The organism is Asanoa iriomotensis (assembly GCF_016862515.1).
GTDB lineage: Bacteria > Actinomycetota > Actinomycetes > Mycobacteriales > Micromonosporaceae > Asanoa > Asanoa iriomotensis.
Window position 1 is genome coordinate 81,600 of record NZ_BONC01000010.1, and the last position, 20,018, is coordinate 101,617.

The following is a 20,018-nucleotide window of genomic DNA, read 5'->3' on the forward strand; positions in this document are numbered from 1 at the left end:
TCGGCGTCGGCTACTCGCGGGTTTCTGCTCCTATGCCGCTCCCCGCCGCGTCCGCTGTCTTCGGGTTGTTGGCGCTCGCGTCCGCGTCCGCGTTCGCGCTCGTCTTCGTGTCCGCGCTCGTCTTCGTGTCCGCGGTCTTGTTGGCGCTCGTGTCCGTGCCGGTGTTCGCGGTCGTGCCCGTTTCCGCGCGCGGGTCCGTGTCCGTGTTCGTCTTCGCGCTCGTGTCCGGACTCGTGTCCGGGCTCGTGCCCGGGCTCTTGGCCGTGCTCTCGACCGCGCTCTCGCTCGTCTCGGGTGACTTGGCGCGGTGGAAGGTCACGCTCATGATGGCCACGATCGCCGCACCGACGATCAGGCCGAGGATTGCGCTGGCAACCGTGTTGACCAGCCAGCCGACGATGCCACCGAGGGCGCCCGTGGCGTCGTGGGCCGCCTCCTCGATGTGGTGCACGAACTCGTAGAGGACGTGCAGACCTAGCTCGTCCGCACCGACCAGCAGGATGTGTCCGCCGACCCACAGCATCGCGGCGGTGCCTACCACCGTGAGGACGGCCAGGACCCGGGGCATCGCCTTCACCAGGCCGCGGCCGAACCGGGCGACAGCCTGGCCCGGTAGCTCGGCCAGGCGCAGGCCGACGTCGTCCATCTTCACGATCAGGCCGACCGCGCCGTACACCAGGACGGTCATGGCGATCGCGACGATCACGAGAATTGTCAGCCGGGCCACGAAGGACTCGTCGGCCACCTCGTTCAGCGAGATCACCATGATCTCCGCCGACAGGATGAGGTCGGTCCGGATCGCGCCGGAGACCAACGTCTTCTCGTCCGGTTGCTGTTTCTCGGCCGGGCCGTGGGCGTCGTGATGGGTGATCTTGGCCCAGACCTTCTCAGCGCCCTCGTAGCACAGGTAGGCGCCGCCGAGCATGAGCAGCGGGGTCAGCAGCCACGGGAGGAACTGGCTGAGCACCAGGATCACCGGCAGGATGATCAGGAACTTGTTGCGCAGCGAGCCCAGCGCGATGCGCTTGACGATCGGCAGCTCGCGCTCTGCCGCCAGGCCACGCACGTACTGCGGGGTGACGGCCGCATCGTCGATGACGACCCCGGCGGCCTTCGAACCGGCCTTGGCCGCGGCCACCCCGACGTCGTCGATGGACGCGGCCGCCGCGCGCGCCAAGACCGCCACGTCATCCAGCAGTGCTGCGAGTCCAGCGCTCACCAATGCTCCTTCGCCATCGACACGTGCGTGTGCCGGCCCATTCTCGCCCGCATCCGCAATACACGCAGCACTGGGCGCCCTCGGTGATCGACGGGCACGCCGCCGGCGGCGCGAGCCAGCTAACCTGCGGCCATGGTCGAGTCTGTTGATCTATCGAGCCCAGCCGCACGCCGGGAAGTGCTCCGAATGATCGACCTGGCCGACCCCGGCCCGCACCACGTGTTGCTCCGGGAGATCTTCGACCTCGAGCGGACCTGGCGCGAAGGTCCGGACGGCGGCGAGAGCGACGAGTTCGAGAACATCTATCTGACCGCCTTCCTGCTCTTCCTGATCGGCGATCCCACGGACGCGCCCCGCCTGTACGCGGCGAAGTACCGCACGCGGGACATGGACCTGGGGTCCGGCTTCGATGCCCAGTCGGCCTTCGGAGCGGGCAGGTCCGAAACGCTTCGATGGCTTCTCGAGAACGGTTACACCGAGGAGCACGAGCAGCTGTCGCAGTGGGATGAGGACGAGATCGAGCGCTGGGCCGGGTACGCACGGGGCTACTTCTACTCACCCGACGGCGTTCTGCTGCTGGACCCGCTCTAGGGCAAAAGGTGTTCGGCCAGGGCGCGGGCGTCGCGGGCCGGGTGTCCGGCGGGTCGGGCCGCGCCGGTGGCCAGGGTTCCTTCGATGAGCAGCATGAGTTGGTCCGTCACCCGGGCCGGGTGCGGCAGGCTCAGCCGGCTCACCTCGCGGGCCAGCAGTTGGTGCAGCGACTGCCGGTATTCCCGGGTGATCTCGTGCGCCGGGTGGGCCGGGTCGGCGAGCGCCAGGTCGGCGCCCAGGTAGCGGCAACCCCGGAAATCGGGTGCGCTGACGACCTGGTCGAGCATGTCGAAGACGGCCAGGAGCCGCGCCCTTGGATCGTCGCCGGCCGCGGCGATCGCCGACCGGTAAGCGTCGAGGTCTTCGGCCGCCGCGCGGCGTAGCACCTCGGCGATCAGGCCGTCCTTGCCGCCGAAGTGCTCGTAGAGCGAGCGGCGGGCGACGTTGGCCGCCGTCAACAGCGCGTCGACCCCGACGTTGACGCCCTGCTCGTAGCTCAGCCGCTGCGCCGCGGTGAGCAGCCGCTCCCGCGGGCCCGGCTGGATGCGCGTGCTCACCCGCCGATTCTGCCAAACCTTGACCAGTAGAACAACCGGTCGATATATTGCGGAGTAGACCGAACGTTCTATCAGAGAGGACGGCCCGTGGACGACACCGGCGAGATCATCCGGCGGTTCAACGACGCGTTCCTGCGGCACGACCCCGAGAAGCTCGACGACCTGATCGGCGAGGACTGCGTGATGGAGGCGATCCAGCCGGCTCCGGACGGGGCACGCTACGAGGGCGGCGCCGCGTGCCTGGCGTTCTGGCAGGCGCTGGCGGGCGACCACACGACCCAGTTCGAGGACGAGGAGATCACCGTGGCCGGCGACCGGGCGACCATCCGGTGGCGCTACCGCTACGGCGCCGGCACCGGCGACTACGTGCGCGGCGTCAACCTCATGCGCGTGCGGGACGGCAGGATCGTCGAGGCCCTCGGCTACAGCAAGACCCCGGGCGAGGAGGCCGTCCCGCTCGCCGCGCGTTAGGACGTCAGCGCGACGGCCGCGGAGGCCGTCCCGCTCGCCGCGCATTTAAGACGTCAGCGCGACGGCCGCAGAGGCCTTGACGCCGTTGACCGTGACCGTCAGCGTCACCGCGCCGCCGGCGCGCAGGGCGGTCAGCCGGCCGGTCGACGGGTCGAACCAGGCGCGGTCGCCCGGTCGGACGCCCAGCACCGACCCCACGTGCAGGTCCGGCGAGCCCGACCACTGCGCCGTCACCGGCGCGGCCACCGGCACCGCCCGGCCACCGGGCTGCGTCAGCGTCGCACCAACCGCCGCGGGCGTGCCGACCGCAACCGTCGCCGGCGCCGTCACGGTCACCGCGTCAACGTGTGGGTTGACCTCCGCATCGATCCATCGTGGACCTTCGGCCAGCGGGTTGAGTCGGGCCAGCGCGGCCTCGCCCGGCGTGACCGGGTCGATGCCGAGCATGGTCCAGCCGGTGAACCCGCCCAGGTGCGCTGCGGTCGACGGCTCCTTGCCGCTGTTGCCGTTGATCAGGTACGGCACGCCGTCCACCCGATCCGCGTGGAACGTGCCGACGTGCGCGCCCACGAACGCCGCGCCCTTGCCGGTGCGGTGCTGCAGGTCCGCCAGCCACTGCTCGACGAGTGCCGCCTCCTTGCGGTCGCCGAGCTGGCTCGCCTTGGCCGGGGTGGGATCGCGCGGCGGGTGATGGGCGAACACCGCCACCGAGCCGATCCGCGGGTCCGTGGCCGCCGAGTCGAGCGCGGCCCGCAGCGCGAGCAACTGGTCGAAGCCGCCGCCGCGCAGGCTGCCGGTGCTCGTGTCGAGCGTGACCAGGCGCGTCCCCTTGTGGTCGAACACCCGCGACGTCGGACCGAACGCCGACGTGAAGTTCGTGATCGGCGCACCCATGATCTCGTGGTTGCCCGGCACGTAGAAGTAGGGCAGTGCCCCGCCCAGCTCCTCGTCGAGGATCTGCTTCGCGAGGGCGAAATCCTGCGGGTACGCCGTGTCGACCAGGTCACCGTCGATCACCAGGAAGTCCGGCCGGGCGGCCCGGATCTCCCGCAGCGTCCGCCGCGCCCGTGCGACCTGGGTGCTGTCGGGGTCCGCGGCCACGAACTGCGCGTCGGAGAGCACCGCGAGCCGCCACGGCGCACCGTCCACAGTGCCGTTTCGCAGCACGACGCGGTCGGTCCGCGGCGGCTCCGGCGGCGCGTCGACCGGCGGCGCGACCCGCGCGACGATGTCGTCGATCACGATGTCGGTCTGGTACGCCTCCGCCGGGTCGGTCTCGGCCACGTAGAACCGCCGGATCCGCACGGGATACTGCACGCCCGGCGGCACCGCCATCTCCACGTACCGCCAACCGGTCCAGGTGATGTAGGGGCCGCGCAGCACGTGCTGCTGGTCGAGCGCGTCGTGCAGGTGCAGGCTCGGCCACTCGCCCTTGCCGTTGCCGTAGATCCACATGCCGAACGCCTGCGGCTGCCCGTCCACCGGGATCCACTGTGGCGGGTCGGCGTAAGCGGCCCGCGTGCCGGTCGACTGGCCGAAGTCGTACGCCATCCGCAGCCCGTTGCCGGTGTGGCCCGGCGCCGGCGCGACCGACCCGGTGGCCCGCGCGGCGCTGAATTTCCACGCCGCCGCGTCGTCGAACGTCGCGACCGGCACGTCGGTGAGGCCGATCGTCACCGGCACCACCGTGCGCTGCCCGTTGACGGTCGCCGTGACCAGCCCGGAGCCGCCCTCCCTGACGGCGCGCACGGTGAAGAAGCCGTTGGTGCCGGGCGTCACCTCCACCAGCGAGGGGTCGTACACGAGCCGCACGTCACCGGGCTCGATCGGCGCGCCGTTGCCCTCCGCGTCGTAGCCGACCACGCCGAACGTCCCGGTCGAGCCGGCGCCGTCGAGCGCCACCTTGTCGGCGGTCGCGTCCACCCTGGACAGTGGCCCGAGCACGACGAGGTCGACGGAACCCCGGGCACTCCCGCGCGACGCGGTCACGGTCGCCGAGCCCGGCAGCAGGCCGCGGAACACGCCGTCGGCCGACACCGTCCCGTTCAGCACCCGGTTGGACCGCCAGGCCGGCGCGCCCGCCGCGGGGCCGTAGGTCTCGTCGTAGCCGGCCGCCGACAACCGCCGGGTCAGCCCCGGGAACACCCGGTCCGGCCGCCCGCCGCGCACCGGCCCGATGCCCGGCGCGGCCGCCGGGTCGGTCACGGTCTTCACCCAGTACGCCCGCAGTAGCCCGCTCCCCTCGGGCGCGTAGACCGCCAGCCCGTTGGGCACCGGCCGCTCGGACCCGTCGGACGGCGCGTTCTCGACCCGCACGGCCGGTGCGCCCGGCTCGCGGGCCACCAGCGTCGACGAGCCGCCGCCGTCGAGGTTGAGCGCGTCGTGCGCGCCGAGAGAGGCCATCAGCCGGCCCAACTCGGTGAGCGTGACGCCGCGGCTGTCCGCCTGCCGCCCGTCCACGGTCAGCATGATCATTTTCTTGCCGTCGGCGGAGAAGCCGACCGCGGTGCGCGGCTCGGGCGTCACGTCGCCGATGTCCTGCGGCACGCCGCCCTTGACCAGCACCCGGTTGCCGCCGATGGCCGCCGCCACGGCCCGGTCGTCGGACGGCCGCGCCTTGTACGTCACGTCGACCGGGTCGCCCGCTCGCAGACCGGCCAGCGCGTCGGCGCCGGCGTCGCGGCCGAGCAGGACCGTCGTGCCCGCCGGGATCGGACCCCGCCCCGCGGCGTTCGCGACCGCGGCGACCCGGCCGCCGGCCAGCGTCACCTCCGTCACCCGCGCGGCGCCGGCCACCGCGCGGGCCCGGTCGTAGTCGCCCCACAGCGCGGTGAACACGCCCACGCCGCCCGCCTGCACGAGGTTGTTGAACTGCGTCAGCGTGATCGGGCCGCCGGGCAGCGCGGCGGTGCCCGCGAAGTAGAACTGCACGACGCGACCGACCCCGTCCGGCCCGACCGCGACGCCGTCGGGGTGGCCGGCGACCGGCGACTGCACGAGCGCGCCGTCCCGCACCCCGATGCCCTGCGCCGCACCGGACTGGTTGATGTCGAAGAAGTCCCCGTTGACCGCGGCGACCGCGCCTTCCTGGTCGACGACCCCACGCAGCGGTGCGGTCCTGGCCACCGCGCCGGTGTTGACGTACCCGACCGAGAGGCCGGAACTGCCGAGGTCGGCGGTCAGCGCGTCGGCCCGCGTCCAGCCGTTGGCGTCCAGCCGGTCGAAGGAGGTCAGCTCGAGCCCAGGCGCGACCGGCCGGGTGCGCCGGTCGGTCTCGATCGACTGCTCGACGGCCGGCGCCACCGACGTCGACGGTGCCGGGTATGACGACGCGGCGGTCGAGTCAACGCCGTCGACGGGCGCGGCGACGGCCGGACCACCACCGAGCAGCACGGCCAGCAGGGGCAACAGCAAAGGCGCGGCGGATCGACGGGAACCCATGCCGCGAGCCAACCGGAACCTGGAGAAATGTTCAAGGTACGGAGCAGTACGTGAAGGAAAACTCCGGTGGATCCCGTGACGGGAGCGTTCCTTTAGACGCTGTAACGGGTGGCAACGCACCGTTCGTTCGAAAGGAACAACATGCGCAGGATCTCCACGATCGCCGGTATCGCCGCGACGCTCCTCGTCGCCGGTGGACCGCCCGCCTCCGCACAGACCGACTACGACCAACCCCTCGAGACGGCCAACTCGACCACACTCTTCAACGGCTTCGCCGACCTGGCCAAGAGCGACGCGACCGGCCGGATCCTGATCAGTCCCGGTCGAGGTTTCGACGAGATCATCGTCGCCGACCTCGACGGGCAGGTGATCGGCGCGGTTCCCGGTCAAGCGGGGGCGACCGGGCTCGCGCTGAGCAAGGACGGGCGCACCGCGTATGCGGCACTGGCCGACGCGGGCGCGGTCAGCGTGATCGACGTGGCCACCGCCACCGAGACGGCGCGCTACCCGATCGGCGGCAACACCTGCCCGTACGACGTCGCGCTGGCCGGCGGCAAGCTCTGGTTCAGCTACGGCTGCTACGGCATCTCGAACTCGGCCATCGGCTCGATCGACATCGCCGCGCCGGGCACGCCGATGGCGCTGGGCCAGGGCGGCTACCTCACCTTCACACCGCGGCTGGCCAGCGGTTCCATCGACGACGGCGTGCTGTTCGCGGCAGTGGAGGGCGAGTTCCCGAACCGCCTGATCAGCTACGACGTCTCCGGGGGCACGGCGGTCCGGCGCACGGCTCTGGAAGACCGGCTGAGCAGCGTCAGCGAGTTCACGGTCACCCCGGACGGGTCGGCGATCATCGCGGCCACGCCCGGCGAATACCAGTTCACCACCAAGCTGGGCCGCTACTCGACCACCGACCTCACCGAGCAGGGCCGGTACGCCGTCCCCGGCCAGGTGGTCGGCATCGCCGTCGAGCCGGACGGGCGGGTCGCGACCTACTCCGACGACCACGGGATCGCCTACTTCGCCCCGGGTGAGTACGAACCGCGCTGGGTCGTCTACCGGAACTTCGCGCCCGGGCTCGACCCCGCCCACCGGGGCATCGCGATCGGCGGGCCGGGGCGGCTCCACCTGGTGCAGAAGATGCTCAGCAACTCGATGATGGCGCTGACGACGGTCGACGCCACGCCGATGGGCACGTCGCTGGCCGTCGAAGGACCTTTCTTCGCGTACGTCCGGAAGCCCGTCACCTTCACCGGCACGCTCGCGGCCGCCGACGGCACGGCGACCGGCGTGCGGACCGTGCAGGTCACCCGGCGCGACCCGCGCGGCACGACGGTCCTGCGCGACGTGCTGACCGCGGCCGACGGGTCGTTCACGGTCACCGACAAGCCGCGCGTGGTCGGCGAGACCACCTGGACGTTCACCTTCGCGGGCACGGAACGGTTGCTGCCGTCCACCTTCGACGTGGGGCTGACCGTCGACCGGTAACGTGCGATGGCGTGACCATCCGCGTACGGGAGTTCCTGGCTGGGCCCGGCGCCGGCACCGATCTGCTGGCGCTGGGCGAGCCGACACACGGTGAGCCGGCGTTCGCGTTCGCCCGCAACGAGATCTTCCGGGAGCTGGTCGGGCTGGGCTTCCGCTCGATCGCCCTGGAGTCCGACCGGATCGCCGGGCTCGTCGCGGACGCGTACGTCCAAGGTGCGCCGGAGACGCTCGACTCCGCGCTGGCCGACGGGTTCAGCCACGGCTTCGGCCCGTTGCCGGGCAACCCGGAGCTGCTCGACTGGATGCGTTCCCACAACGCCGCCCGCCCGGCCGCGGAGCGGGTCACGCTGCACGGCTTCGACGCGCCGCTGGAGATGACCGGTGCGCCGAGCCCGCGCCGCTACCTGGCGCACGTGCTGGCCTACCTGGGCGAACACGTCGACCCGCCGGCCGACATCGACGCGCTGGTCGGTGCCGACGAGCAGTGGACCGACGCCGAGGCGATCCTCGACCACACGCGCTCGGTCGGGCGTACACCCGAGGCGTTCCGGCTCCGCGCGATCGCCGCCGACCTGCGGACCGCGCTCCATGCGTCGGCGCCGCAACTCGTCGCGGCCTCCTCCCTCGCCGCCTGGCGGCGCGCCGACCTGCACGCCGACGTGGCCGAGCGGGTGCTGGGCTACCACGCCGAGGCAGCGGCACCGGCGCCGCAGGCGTTGCGCACGTCGCGCCTGCTCGGGGTGCGGGACGCCTGGATGGCGCACAACCTGCTCGACATCCGCGCCCAGGAGCAGCACCGCGGACCGACGCTGGTGTTCGCCAGCAACCGGCACGTGCAGCGCCCGCCGAGCACGTGGCAGCTCGCCGGCATGAACCTCGAATGGTCGTGCGCGGGATCGATCGTGTCGGCCCTGCTCGGCGACCGCTACCGGGTGATCGTCGGCAGTCTGGGCGCGAGCACGCCGTTGGGGCTGCCGGCCGCGGCCGAGGGCACGTTCGAGGCGGCGCTTTCCGCGGCGGCCGACGGAGCGACGCTCTTCGTCGGTGCGGCGATCGACGGCCGAACGCGGACCGACATGACGCCGGAACAGGGTTACTTCCCGCTCGACCGGGAGCTGATCGCCACCAGCGACGGGATTCTGCACATCCCGGGCTGAGCCGTCCCGAACATCGGTCAATACGAACTATTCGCGTTGCGGGACAAGGTCAACTAGCAGAGATCGATACTCTTCCACTCATGAATTCACGCTCGATGAGTGGTTGGGGGCCGTCTTGGCAGTGAGTTCCAGGTCCGTCTCGCGTGTGCGGCGGGCACTACGCAATGTGCTGGTCACCTCGGCGGTGGCGGCCGTGACGCTCGCGGGCGTCGCGGGGCCGGCGTCGGCCAGGCCCAAGCCCGGGCCGGGTGGCGCCGTCGACCAGCTCCAGATCAGTCAACGGCCGTTGGTCGACGCCGCCACGCGGATCCGCGCGGTGGTCGACGAGGAGCGGTCCAACTTCGCGGGCATCGAGCTCGTCGGCTCCACCGAGCTGCGGCTCTATTGGAAGGGCACGCCACCGCCCGCGGTGGCCAAGGTCGTCGGGCAGCTGCGGCCTCGCGTTCCGATCAAGGTGCTTCCGGCGGCGTACGCGCTGCGCGAGCTCAAGGCCGAAGCCACGCGGCTCGTCGCGTCCGGCACCGGCGTCGTCCTGGCCGCGCCGCTCACCGACGGCAGCGGCCTGCAGGTCCGCGTGACGGCGCAGGCCAGGATGGCTGACCCGCGCACGCTGACCGCCATGCCGACCAAGGTGGAGGTCGGCGACGCGCCGACCGCGACCGGCAGATGGGCCGACACGTCACCGTTCTGGGGCGGGTCGACCATCGAACGACAGGTCAGCCCCACCACGATCGGGCGTTGCACGAGCGGTTTCGCGGGTCAGCGCAACGGCCAGAAGGTGCTGATCACGGCCGCCCACTGTGGCCCCACGGGCGCGGTGTGGCGGACGCCGAGCGGCACCTACTTCCCGCCCATCGGCGTCGGCACGGCCAACCACCGCGTGGCCGACCTGGAGGCGCTGTTCATCCCGGTGGGCGACCACCGGGGCCGGATCTACGACGGCGGGGTCGACCCGACGGGCCAGGGCATCGGCGAGTTCTCCAAGGCGGTAGCCGGCTGGGGTCCGCCCGAGGTCGGTCAGTACGTCTGCCAGTCCGGCAGCTACTCCGGCGTCCGCTGCAGCCTGCGGATCACGCTGAAGTGGGTCAGCTACTCGCTCAACGGCGTCATCGTCACCAACGGCGTCGAGGCACAGCGCGACGACCGCGCCAACGCGGTCGGCAAGGGTGACAGCGGCGGGCCGGTGTTCCGGCTCTCCAGCGACCCGAACCGGGTCATCGCCCTCGGCGTCCAGTCGGCCGCGGACGGCAGCAAGCCGGCCACCTGCACGGGCATCGCGACCGAATGCTACTGGCGGCTGTACTTCGCCGACATGACCCAGATCGTCGGCCGCACCGGATTCACCATCACGGTCGGCTGACGGCACGACGGCGCCGGCGGAGCCGTTCTAGCTCCGCCGGCGCCGTTGCTTCAGTCGATCCGGATCGAGTCGGAGATCGTCGCGACCAGGGCGGGGTCGCTGGACACGACCTCGACGACGATGTCCCGGTCGGGCACCACCGCCATCCACCGGGTGCGCCCGTCGGGCAGGGCTCCTTCGCTGGTGCGCACCGCCACGCCACCGATCTCGGCGGGCGTCGTGGCCGCGCTGTTCGCCGGGTCGGCCGACAGGTCCGACTCGCGCAACTCCACGTAGCTGACCTTCGGCGCCGGGTCGATGGCACAGGTGGGCACGTTGCCGGGATCGAGCACGTAGGTGTCGGCCACGGGGGTGCCGCACTCCAACCGGTTCTTCGGCCACGCTTCGGGCACCACGACGCTGACGCCCTCTTTGCTGATCTCCCGGCCGGCGGCGGTGACCCGCTCACCGTCGCCCGACCCGCCGCGCACGAACCAGACCGCCGCGACGACGACCACCACACCAACGCCCGCGGCGCCCCAGACCCAGATCCTCTTCATCCCACCAACCCCACGTCGCCCGTTTCGGATTCGACGCCCAGCGCCCGCCCTCGGTTGCACTTCGGCTATCGGATCAAACCGGTCTCGGGATCGACCTGCGCGAGGAAGGCATGGATCGCGGCCCGATGGTCAGCCTCAGTGGATGATCTGCCGTCCGACGATGCCGAGCTGAAGCCATAGCCCGGGTTGGGCCCGGAAATCCAGGTGTAGTCGTACTGTCCAGGATGATCGCGGCGCGCGACAACGTCGAACACCTCTCCATCGACTTCGACGCGAACGGACGGCTGCACGTCTTCACGCTAGCCGCGCAGGGGAGACTCGTGTCATGACCTATCGGCGCTCGGCCGGGTCGCCGCGGGGGGATGCGCGGCGGCGGGAGTTGCTTGACCTTGTCACCGAGGATCTGGCTGTCAACGGGCTGGTCGACTTCTCGTTGCGCCGAGCGGCCAAGGCCGCCGGCACGACGCACAAGGTGCTGCTCTATCACTTCGAGAGCGCCGAGGATCTGTTGCAGCGGGCCGTGGCGCAGTTGCGTGAGCGGCGGATCGCTCGCGGCCTCGGGGCCGCTGCCGAGGCGCCCACGCTCGCCGGGCGGGTGCGCGCTCTCTGGCCCGTGCTGACCAGCGGGGAGTCGTGGGTGCTCGACCAGGCGATCGGGCTCGCGATCTACGACGCCGACCGGCACGGCGGGCTCGCGCGGGGCGGGACCCAGCAGTATCTTCCGGCGCTCGTCTCACTCTGCCCTCCGGCGTGGTCGCCGGAGCGTAAGACCGAGGTCGCCGCGATGATCCTGGCCACGCTGCGGGGGTTTCTCATCGATCTGCGTACGAGTGGCGGCGACCCGGTCAGCGTCGACGTCGGCTTCGCCGCGTTGAGTCGCGCCCTCGAACGTGAGGAGGCCGCGGGCTAGACGCTTTGCGAACCACGTGGTTCACTTCGAGGGAGAGACCTGGAAGGGGGACCAGGCACATGAAGACGATCCAGACCTCGGCCGGCCCGATCGCCTACACCGACTCCGGCGGAGGCGGCACCGGACCGACCATCGTGTTCCTGCACGGCATGCTGATGGACGGCTCACTCTGGGACCAGACCGTCGCCGCGCTCACCGCCGACCACCGCTGTGTGGTGCCCACCCTGCCGATGGGTGCACACCAACTGCCGGCGAAGGCCGACGCCGACCTCTCGTTGCCCGGCCTGGCCAGGTTGGTCGAGGAACTTCTCGCGGCGCTCGACCTCGACGACGTCACGCTGGTCGGCAACGACACCGGTGGAGCGTTGGCTCAGCTCGTGGTGGCCGGCGACCCCGCGCGGGTGTCCCGGGTGGTGCTCGCGTCGTGCGAGGCCTTCGACAACGTTCCGCCCGGCCTGACCGGCCGCACACTGGCGTTCGCCGGCCTGCTGCCACCGCGCCTGTTCGGCCTGTTCATGACCCAGATGCGGGTCCGCGCCCTGCGCCGCCTGCCGGTCGCGTTCGGCTGGCTGACGAAACGCGGCGACGCGACCACGGCGCGCTGGATCCGGCCCGTCCTGCGTGAGGCCGGCATCCGCCGGGACGCGACCCGCATGTTGCGCGCGATCCGCCGCGACCGGGACGTCCTCAACCGCGTGGCCGTGCCGCGACTGTCCAATTTCGACGGCCCCGCCCTGGTGCTCTGGGCCCGCGCCGACCGGGTCATGCCGCCGGTGCACGGCGGCCGCCTGGCCGCGCTCTTTCCGCACGGCCGCCTGGTCGAGGTCGACGACACGGCCACGCTGATCCCACTCGACCAGCCCGGCGTCTTCGCCAGGAACCTCGCCGATTTCGTCCGCGCTACCGCGAGAACATGCAGACCGGGTTCGACGCCCTGGTCGAGCTGTACTACACCTACTGGGGCGAATACTTCCACCTGGCCCTGTTCGAGCCGGGCGACGATCCGGCCGACCTGGTCACCGCCTACGAGCGCACCCACGAGCGGTACCTCGACGCGATCGGGGGCCCGGGCGTAAATCGGATCATGGACGTGGCCTGTGGTGGCGGGGCGCTCTCGGCGTGGCTGGCCGATCGCACGACCGCGGACGTGGTCGGCGTCGACCAGTCGGCCAGCCAGCTCGCGCACGCCCGCCGGTGGCTCGCCGGCGGAACCCGACCGAAGCTGCGTTTCGTCCAGCAGGACGTCATGCGTCTCGGTGACCTCGCCGAGCCGCCCGTCGATGCCGTGATCTGCCTCGACGCCGCCTGCTACTTTCCCGACCGCCGGGCGGCGCTGCGCGGGATGGCGGCCCGCCTGCGCCCGGGGGGCCGGGTGCTGCTGGTCGACTGGTGCCGCGCCGAACACGCCACCAGGCTGCAGCGCGAGCTGATCCTCGATCCACTGTGCCGCTACTGGGCGATCGCCGATCTGGAGACCGCCGAAGGCTATCGCCGGTCGTTCGAGACCGCTGGCTTCCACGTCCTCGCCCTGGACGACCTGTCCGACCAGGTGACGCCCAACTGGGAGCGCGGCTACCAGGCGGCGCTGCGCGCCGTCGCCGAACCGGTCCGGATCGACCGGATCCTGCGCCTGGCCGCCGCCGCCGTCAGGCACGGCAGCCTGGCCGTCCAAGCGGCCAAGGAGCAGTTCCAGGTCGCACTGCTCGCCAAGGCCGCCGCCGACTCGGGGCTGCTCCGCTACGTGTCGGTCCAGGCCGAGCGCGTCACGTGAGTTGAGCCAGCGGGAGCGGGCCCCGGGTCTTGACCGTGCGGATCGCGAACGTGCTGTGCGCGTCGACGATCGACGGGATGGTCAGGATCTGGTCGATGAGCAGGTGTTCGTACGCGGCCAGGTTGGCGACCGCCGCTTCGACCAGGATGTCGGCGCGGCCGGAGATGATGTGGCACGCGACGATCTCCGGGATGGCGGTCAGCGCCGCCTCGATCCGGGCGGCCGTCTCCCGGGAGTGGTGGTCGACCCGCAGCTCGACGAAGACCGTGAGGTCGAGGCCGAGCCGGGCGCGGTCGAGCTCCGCCCGGTAACCCGCGATCAGGCCGTCCGACTCCAGCGCCCGCACCCGGCGCAGGCACGCCGACGGTGACAGGCTGACCGCCTCGGCCAGGTCGACGTTGGCGATCCGGCCGTCGGCCTGGAGCCGGTCAAGGATGGCGCGGTCGGTGCTGTCGTACGACGTCATCGGCACATCATGCGATCGGAGGCGCGATCCGCGCAACGATGTTGCGCCTTGAAGATCAACAGCAGGCACATTTGCCATCGCGTGCGGCGGCACAGTTGCCAGACTCCGGAGTATGACCAGCGACATCGGCACAGCCCGTGGCAGCGCGCTCTACATCGGAGCACTGCTCGGTCCCGGTCTCCTGCTGCTTCCCGGGCTCGCGGCGCACCAGGCCGGCCCGGCCTCCGTCGTCGCCTGGGCCGTGCTGCTCGGCGCCTCGGCGCTGTTCGCCGTCGTCTTCGCGGCGCTCGGCGTGCGGCATCCGTCGGCCGGCGGCGTCTGGGGCTACGCCACCGCCGGGCTCGGGCCCCGCGCCGGCCGGGCGGTCGGCTGGTGCTTCCTGGCCGGTGTGATCGCCGGTGCGCCGATCGTCTGCGTGATCGGCGGCAACTACGTCGCCGAGTTGACCGGCGGCGGCGTCCGGGTCGCCGTCATCACCGCGGCCCTGCTGCTCGTCGGCACACTGACCGTCATCGCGCTGGGCGTGCGCGCCTCGGCGAGCGTCCAGTTCGGACTCGTCGCCCTGCTCCTGGTGATCGTGGTCGGTGCGGTGGTCGGTGCGGCGCCCGCCGCCGAGGCCGACAACTGGACACCGTTCGCTCCACACGGCTGGTCCGCGATCGGGCGGGCAGCCGCGACGCTGATGCTCGCGTTCGTCGGCTGGGAGGCGATCGCGCCGCTGACCACCCGGATCGCCAAGCCGCACCGGGTCATCGCGATCGCGTTCACCGCCACCGCGGTCATCTACCTGGCGCTGGGCATCGTGACCGTCGCGGCGCTCGGCGACCGGGCCGGCACCGAGGTGCCGCTGGCCGCGCTGCTCACCATCGGGCTCGGCGGCACGGCCGGCACCGCCGTCGCGGCGGTCGGCGCCGTGGTGCTCACGGTCGGGGCGGTCCTCGCCTACGTCTCGGGCGCGGCGAGCCTGGCCCGCGCGCTCCGGCCTAAGGGCGGGTCCTGCCGATCAACGCGGCCTGCGACGGGCCCAGCCGCCGCCTGGCGGCGTCTCGGGATCATCCGGATACAACACCGGTATCCGGGCAATCCCGAGCCACTGCCAGACAACGCCTGGACTCCGTCTCGGCTCACGTTGATCGGCAGGACCCGCCCTTTGCCGGTCCGGACCGACACCCTGCCGCCCTGGCTCGCGGGCGCGGTGCTCGTCTCCGGTCTCGTGCTGATCGGGCCCTTGGCCACCGGGCGGATCGACCTGACCACCCTGGTCAACGTGCCCACCACGTTCTTCCTCGTGGTCTACCTCGGCTGCACCGCGGCCGGCTGGCGGCTGCTGCGCGGCGGCCCGCGGATCTGCGCGGCGGTCGCCTGCGGCATGGTCGCGGTCGTGCTGGCCTTCTGCGGGTTCGCGCTGGTCCCGGCCGCCCTCGTCACGCTGGCAGCGGTCATCAGGTGGCCACGCTTGCTGCCGTTGCGGGCCGAGGCTAGTCTCCGCGAGAGGTAGCTCGAAACATTTTCGACGTGGGGAGACGAGGGTGCCGGAGGGCCCGCGGGCCACGCTCGCGATGGTGGCCGAGTCGTGCGGCGTCTCGCTGCCCACGGTCTCCAAGGTGCTCAACGGCCGCGCCGACGTCGCCGCCGCCACCCGGGCGCGGGTCGAGGAGGCGCTGCGGGCGCACAACTACCGCCCGCCGGGCGCGCGGACGCGGGGCATGCCGGCCGCTGCCCGCACGGTCGAGCTGGTCTTCGACGACATCATCAGCCCGTACGCGACCGAAGTGCTGCACGGTGTCACCGACGGCGGCGACGAGCTCGGCGTCGACGTGGTGGTCCGCCGCCTGCCCTCGCTCTCCGAGAAGCCGCCGCGCACCGAGGCTGCCTGGGCACGGCGACTGACCGAGGCCGGGCGCAAGGGCCTGATCGTGGTCACCTCCGAGCTGACCTCGCGCCAGCTCGCCGCGTTCGACCGCGCGGGCCTCTCGCTGGTCGTCATCGACCCGGTCAACCTGCCCCGCTCCGACGTGGTCAGCGTCGGCGCCACCAACTGGAGCGGCGGGCTGGAGGCCACCGACCATCTGATCCGCCTCGGCCACCGGCGGATCGCGTTCGTCGGCGGGCCGGTCGCGTCGTCGCCGAGCCGGGCCCGGCTGCACGGCTACCGCGCGGCCCTGGAGAACGCCGGCATCCGCTCCGACCCGGCGCTGATCCGCAACGGCTCGTTCGACTTCGTCTCCGGGCTGATGCTCGGCGGCGAGCTGCTGTCGGCGAAGGAGCCACCGACCGCGGTGTTCGCGGCCAGCGACCCCACCGCGGTGGGCGTGTTCGCCGCTGCCCAGGCACGCGGCCTGCGGGTGCCCGACGACCTGAGCGTCGTCGGGTTCGACGACACCTACCTGACGGTGATGTCGATGCCGGCACTCACCTCCGTGCGGCAGCCGCTGCGGGAGATGGGCCGGGTCGCCCTGCGTACCCTGTTGAGCTTGATCGCGGGGGAGAAGCTCGACTCGCACCACGTCGAGCTGGCCACCACGCTCGTGGTCCGCGAGTCGACAGCCAAGCCGCGACGCTAAACGGAAGCGGTCGAGCCTCGCACGACCAGCTCCGTCGCCAGCTCGACGTGGTGCGAGTCGAGTCGCTCGCCGGCCGCCAGCCGCAGGGCGGTGCGCAGCGCCACGCCGCCCATCTCCCGCAAGGGTTGGCGCACCGTGGTCAGCGGCGGTGAGGACAGGCGGGCGACCTCGGTGTCGTCGAAGCCGACCACGCTCAGGTCGTCGGGCACCCGCAGCCCGCGCGCCCGGGCCGCCTCGATCACGCCGGCCGCCGTCTCGTCGCTGCCGGCGAAGATCGCTGTCGGCGGCGCCGGCAGGTCGAGCAGGGCAGCGCCGCCCGCGACGCCGTCCCGATAGCGGAAGTCGCCGGTGCGCTGGTATTCGTCGGGCACCGTGACACCGGCCGCCTCCAACGCGGCCCGGTAGCCGTGCAGCCGGGCCTGGTTGCAGGCCGACCGGGTCGCGCCGCCGACGTAGCCGATCCGCCGGTGGCCCAGCGACAGCAGGTGCTGGGCCGCGGCCAGCCCGCCGGCGAAGTTGGTCGAGCCGACGCTGGTGACCCGGTCGCGCTGGAGGTTGAGCGGGTCGATCACGACGAGCGGCAGGTGGGCGCGGGTGAGCGCGGCGATGTCCGCGGAGGTCAGCTCGTCGACCACCGCGATCACCGCCCGGCGGCCCGCGGTGGCCAGGTCGCGGGCCCAGCCGCGCGGTCGCGAAGGGTCGGTGCCGGCCGCGGCGCGCGGGCGGACGCTGACCACGACCGCGACACCCGCGTCGCCGCCGGCCTCCAGCACACCCTGGATGATCTCCGTCGAGTAGGCATTCAGCTCGCCGTTGAACATCAGCTCGATCCGGGCCGTGGCCGGGCTGCCCTTGGCCGCCGGTGACCGGCGACCGATGTAGGCGTGCTGCTCCAGCAGCGACTCCACCAGCGCGCGGGTCTCCGGGCCCACGTCGGAGCGACCGTTGACCACCTTGGACACGGTGGTCACGGACACGCCGGCCGACGCGGCGACGGTGGCCAGCGTCGCGCGCCGAACCTTGGGCGGCACGGACGACCTTCCTCTCATCACGGACCAGTTGGTGCGACTGCCACCGGTGTGTCCAGGCGCCGGTCGTGCCCGACGACGCGGGTCGGCCCGGCGAGCCGTACCGTACCGCGCAGCGGCAGGTCCTCGGCGGACGTGCCGACCAGCACGTCGACGTCGCCGGCCTCGACGATCCGGCGCAGGTCGCGGCCCGTGAACGCGGTGCGGTCGGCGTGCACGGCGAACGTCACGTCGGCGGCCGCGCCGGGCGCCAGCTCGACCCGGGCGAACCCGGCGAGCTGCTTGACCGGGCGGACCACCTGGGCGACCACGTCGTGCAGGTAGAGCTGAACGACCTCGGCGCCGGACCGGTCACCGGTGTTGCGGACCCGGGCGCTGACGGTGAACTCGCCGTCGGTCGCCACCTCGGCAGCCGAGACCCGCAGATCGGAGACCACGAAGCTGGTGTAGGACCGCCCGTGCCCGAACGGGAACAGCGGCGTCGGGTCGAGGCTGCTGATGTCGGTGCTGTCCGCACCGAGCGGCGGTTGCAGGTAGGTGCCCGGCTGGCCACCGGGGTCGCGCGGGATCTGCACCGGCAGCTTGCCGCTGGGCTGCACCCGGCCGGAGAGCACGCCGGCGATCGCGGCGCCGCCCTCCTCGCCCGGCATGAACGCCTGGACCAGCGCGGCGGCCCGGCCGTGCACCTCGCCGAGCGCGTAGGGGCGGCCGGAGACCACCACCACGACCACCGGCGTGCGGGTGGCCAGCAGCTCCGCGAGCAGGTCGGCCTGCACGCCCGGCAGCCGCAGGTCGGGCGCGTCGCAGCCCTCGCCGGAGGTGCCGTGCGCGAACAGCCCGGCCAGGTCGCCCACGAACGCCACGCAGACGTCCGCCGCGCGGGCCGCCGCGACCGCGGCCGCGAAACCCGACCGGTCGTCGCCCTGGATCTCGCAACCCGGCTCGTACGCGATGTCCGCACCCGGCAGCTCGGCGCGCAGCGCGTCGACCGCGGTCGGCACGTCGACACCGAGGCCGAGCCCCGGGTGCCGGGGCAGCACGTGGTTGGGGAACGCGTAGCAGCCCATGAACGTGCGGGGCTCGGCGGCGCACGGCCCGACCACCGCGACCCGCCCGGTGCCGGCCAGCGGCAACGCGCTGCCCGGGTCGAGCAGCACGATCGAGCGCTCGGCGATCTCCCGGGCCAGCGCCCGGTTGGCGGCCGAGTCGAGCGCGACGGTGTCGGCGCCGGCGACCGAGCCTTCCGGTGTCCACGAAGGATCGAGCAGGCCCAGCGAGACCTTCTGGGTGAGCAGCCGGCGGGCGGCCCGGTCGACGAGCTCCTCGGGGACCTTGCCCGCGCGTACCAACGCTTCCAGCGCGGCGCCGTAGCCGATCGTGTCGGGCAGCTCCACGTCGATGCCGGCGGCCAGGGCCAGCGCGCCGGCCTCGGCGTCGTCGGCGGCGATGTGGTGCATGGAGGCCAGGAACGGCACCGCCCAGTAGTCGGAGACCACCGTGCCGGTGAAGCCCCAGTCGTCGCGCAGCACGTCGGTGAGCAGCCACCGGTCGGCGCCGGCGGGCACGCCGTCGACGTCGGCGTAGGAGTTCATCACCGAGCCGGCGCCCGCGACCGCCACCGCGGTCTCGAACGGCGGCAGGATCACGTCGATCAGCTCGCGCCGGCCCATCGAGACCGGGCCGTGGTTGCGCGCGCCGCGGGACGCGGAGTAGCCGGCGAAGTGCTTGAGAGTGGCGATCACGCCCGCGCTCTGCAGCCCGCGCACGTAGGCGGCACCCAGCATCGAGACCAGGTAAGGGTCTTCGCCCATCGTCTCCTCGACCCGGCCCCAGCGGTAGTCGCGCACGACGTCGAGCACCGGGGACAGGCCCTGGTGCACGCCGACCGCGGCCATGTCGCGGCCGATCGCGGCGGCCATCCGCTCGACCAGGTCGGGGGAGAACGTGGCGGCCCAGGCGATCGCGGCGGGGTAGACGGTCGCGCCGTAGCTGGTGAAGCCGGTGAGGCACTCCTCGTGCACCAGGGCCGGGATGCGCAGCCGATGGGCGTCGAGCACGACGTGGTGCTGCCGCACCAGCTCAGCCGCGCCCTCGACGGCGGTGACCGGTGCGCTGCCGTACACCCGGGTGAGGTGACCGAGGCCGTGCCGGCTGACCTCCTCGAGCGGCCGGTCGCCCGCGGAGAAGACGTCCTGCATCGGCGCGACGTTGTGGTCCTCGACGAAGATCGGCTCGGCGTCGGGCTCGTGCAGGTCCTTGCGCAGCCACCGGCTGCCGAGCTGGGCGATCTTCTCTTCGAGGGTCATCGCGCGAAGCATCAGCTCGACCCGGTCGGCGACGGGGCGGCTGGTGTCGTTCCACGGCTGGGTCGCGACCTGCGCGGGTTGGGTGGTCACGGGGTGGTGCCTCCTTCGCGCAAGATAGCGGAACGGTCTTCGAAACTTTCGAAGCTGGCG

At 72.3% G+C, this 20,018-nt stretch carries 18 protein-coding genes; 10 read left to right on the plus strand and 8 right to left on the minus strand.

Going from position 1 to position 20,018, the window contains the following annotated elements:
- Positions 1-10: 10 nt before the first annotated feature.
- Complete coding sequence (locus Air01nite_RS09775; protein WP_239090612.1) at positions 11-1,219, minus strand: DUF808 family protein; 1,209 nt, start codon at positions 1,217-1,219, stop codon at positions 11-13.
- 132 nt (positions 1,220-1,351) lie between these two features.
- Here Air01nite_RS09775 and Air01nite_RS09780 point away from each other — a divergent pair, with 132 nt between their 5' ends.
- On the plus strand, positions 1,352-1,810 hold the full coding sequence (locus tag Air01nite_RS09780; protein WP_239090613.1) for a hypothetical protein: 459 nt from the start codon (positions 1,352-1,354) through the stop codon (positions 1,808-1,810).
- Here the strand turns inward: Air01nite_RS09780 and Air01nite_RS09785 are convergent.
- Positions 1,807-2,367, minus strand: coding sequence for a TetR/AcrR family transcriptional regulator (locus tag Air01nite_RS09785; protein ID WP_203701663.1), 561 nt, complete (start codon positions 2,365-2,367; stop codon positions 1,807-1,809). The two genes, Air01nite_RS09780 and Air01nite_RS09785, sit on opposite strands and share 4 nt — an antisense overlap.
- 87 nt (positions 2,368-2,454) lie before the next feature.
- Between Air01nite_RS09785 and Air01nite_RS09790 the strand changes: the two genes are divergently transcribed.
- On the plus strand, positions 2,455-2,838 hold the full coding sequence (locus tag Air01nite_RS09790) for a nuclear transport factor 2 family protein (RefSeq protein WP_203701664.1): 384 nt from the start codon (positions 2,455-2,457) through the stop codon (positions 2,836-2,838).
- A gap of 45 nt (positions 2,839-2,883) precedes the next feature.
- Here the strand turns inward: Air01nite_RS09790 and Air01nite_RS09795 are convergent, their stop codons facing one another.
- Positions 2,884-6,279, minus strand: a complete 3,396-nt coding sequence (locus tag Air01nite_RS09795) for a phosphodiester glycosidase family protein (protein WP_203701665.1) — start codon at positions 6,277-6,279, stop codon at positions 2,884-2,886.
- 141 nt (positions 6,280-6,420) lie between these two features.
- On the opposite strand from Air01nite_RS09795, the gene Air01nite_RS09800 reads away from it, so the two are divergent.
- The 3 genes from Air01nite_RS09800 to Air01nite_RS09810 all read left to right on the plus strand — a co-directional run bounded on the left by Air01nite_RS09800 (position 6,421) and on the right by Air01nite_RS09810 (position 10,284).
- On the plus strand, positions 6,421-7,767 hold the full coding sequence (locus Air01nite_RS09800; protein WP_203701666.1) for a YncE family protein: 1,347 nt from the start codon (positions 6,421-6,423) through the stop codon (positions 7,765-7,767).
- An 11-nt stretch (positions 7,768-7,778) separates the two neighbouring features.
- Positions 7,779-8,924: an erythromycin esterase family protein gene (locus Air01nite_RS09805; protein WP_239090614.1), complete on the plus strand. Its 1,146-nt coding sequence runs from the start codon at positions 7,779-7,781 to the stop codon at positions 8,922-8,924.
- A gap of 145 nt (positions 8,925-9,069) precedes the next feature.
- Positions 9,070-10,284: a chymotrypsin family serine protease gene (locus tag Air01nite_RS09810; RefSeq protein ID WP_203701667.1), complete on the plus strand. Its 1,215-nt coding sequence runs from the start codon at positions 9,070-9,072 to the stop codon at positions 10,282-10,284.
- Positions 10,285-10,334: 50 nt separating this feature from the next.
- On the opposite strand, the gene Air01nite_RS09815 is transcribed toward Air01nite_RS09810, so the two are convergent.
- Positions 10,335-10,823 (minus strand): hypothetical protein, encoded by a 489-nt coding sequence (locus Air01nite_RS09815; RefSeq protein ID WP_203701668.1) that lies wholly within the window; start codon positions 10,821-10,823, stop codon positions 10,335-10,337.
- 65 nt (positions 10,824-10,888) lie between these two features.
- The gene (locus Air01nite_RS09820) at positions 10,889-11,113 is read right to left on the minus strand and encodes a hypothetical protein (RefSeq protein ID WP_203701669.1); all 225 of its coding nucleotides are present in this window, start codon (positions 11,111-11,113) and stop codon (positions 10,889-10,891) included.
- A 35-nt stretch (positions 11,114-11,148) separates the two neighbouring features.
- Here Air01nite_RS09820 and Air01nite_RS09825 point away from each other — a divergent pair, with 35 nt between their 5' ends.
- From Air01nite_RS09825 to Air01nite_RS41055, 3 genes are read left to right on the plus strand one after another with little or no spacing between them, the layout of a single operon-like run.
- Positions 11,149-11,733, plus strand: a complete 585-nt coding sequence (locus Air01nite_RS09825; protein WP_203701670.1) for a TetR/AcrR family transcriptional regulator — start codon at positions 11,149-11,151, stop codon at positions 11,731-11,733.
- A 59-nt stretch (positions 11,734-11,792) separates the two neighbouring features.
- Positions 11,793-12,809: an alpha/beta fold hydrolase gene (locus Air01nite_RS41755; protein WP_203701671.1), complete on the plus strand. Its 1,017-nt coding sequence runs from the start codon at positions 11,793-11,795 to the stop codon at positions 12,807-12,809.
- 8 nt (positions 12,810-12,817) lie between these two features.
- A complete protein-coding gene (locus tag Air01nite_RS41055; RefSeq protein ID WP_308439964.1) occupies positions 12,818-13,504 on the plus strand; it encodes a class I SAM-dependent methyltransferase in 687 nt (228 codons plus the stop codon).
- Here Air01nite_RS41055 and Air01nite_RS41540 read toward each other — a convergent pair.
- A complete protein-coding gene (locus Air01nite_RS41540) occupies positions 13,497-13,970 on the minus strand; it encodes an Lrp/AsnC family transcriptional regulator (protein WP_203701672.1) in 474 nt (157 codons plus the stop codon). The genes Air01nite_RS41055 and Air01nite_RS41540 overlap by 8 nt on opposite strands.
- 112 nt (positions 13,971-14,082) lie before the next feature.
- On the opposite strand from Air01nite_RS41540, the gene Air01nite_RS09840 reads away from it, so the two are divergent.
- Together Air01nite_RS09840 and Air01nite_RS09845 are read left to right on the plus strand one after the other, a co-directional pair.
- Positions 14,083-15,468 (plus strand): APC family permease, encoded by a 1,386-nt coding sequence (locus Air01nite_RS09840; protein WP_203701673.1) that lies wholly within the window; start codon positions 14,083-14,085, stop codon positions 15,466-15,468.
- A gap of 31 nt (positions 15,469-15,499) precedes the next feature.
- Entirely contained in the window at positions 15,500-16,534 is a 1,035-nt protein-coding gene (locus Air01nite_RS09845) for a LacI family DNA-binding transcriptional regulator (RefSeq protein WP_239090616.1), read from the plus strand.
- On the opposite strand, the gene Air01nite_RS09850 is transcribed toward Air01nite_RS09845, so the two are convergent.
- Both Air01nite_RS09850 and Air01nite_RS09855 read right to left on the minus strand, forming a co-directional pair.
- Entirely contained in the window at positions 16,531-17,565 is a 1,035-nt protein-coding gene (locus Air01nite_RS09850; protein WP_239090617.1) for a substrate-binding domain-containing protein, read from the minus strand. The two genes, Air01nite_RS09845 and Air01nite_RS09850, sit on opposite strands and share 4 nt — an antisense overlap.
- Before the next feature lie 17 nt (positions 17,566-17,582).
- On the minus strand, positions 17,583-19,880 hold the full coding sequence (locus Air01nite_RS09855; protein ID WP_373310364.1) for a glycoside hydrolase family 3 N-terminal domain-containing protein: 2,298 nt from the start codon (positions 19,878-19,880) through the stop codon (positions 17,583-17,585).
- Between the last annotated feature and the right edge of the window lie 138 nt (positions 19,881-20,018).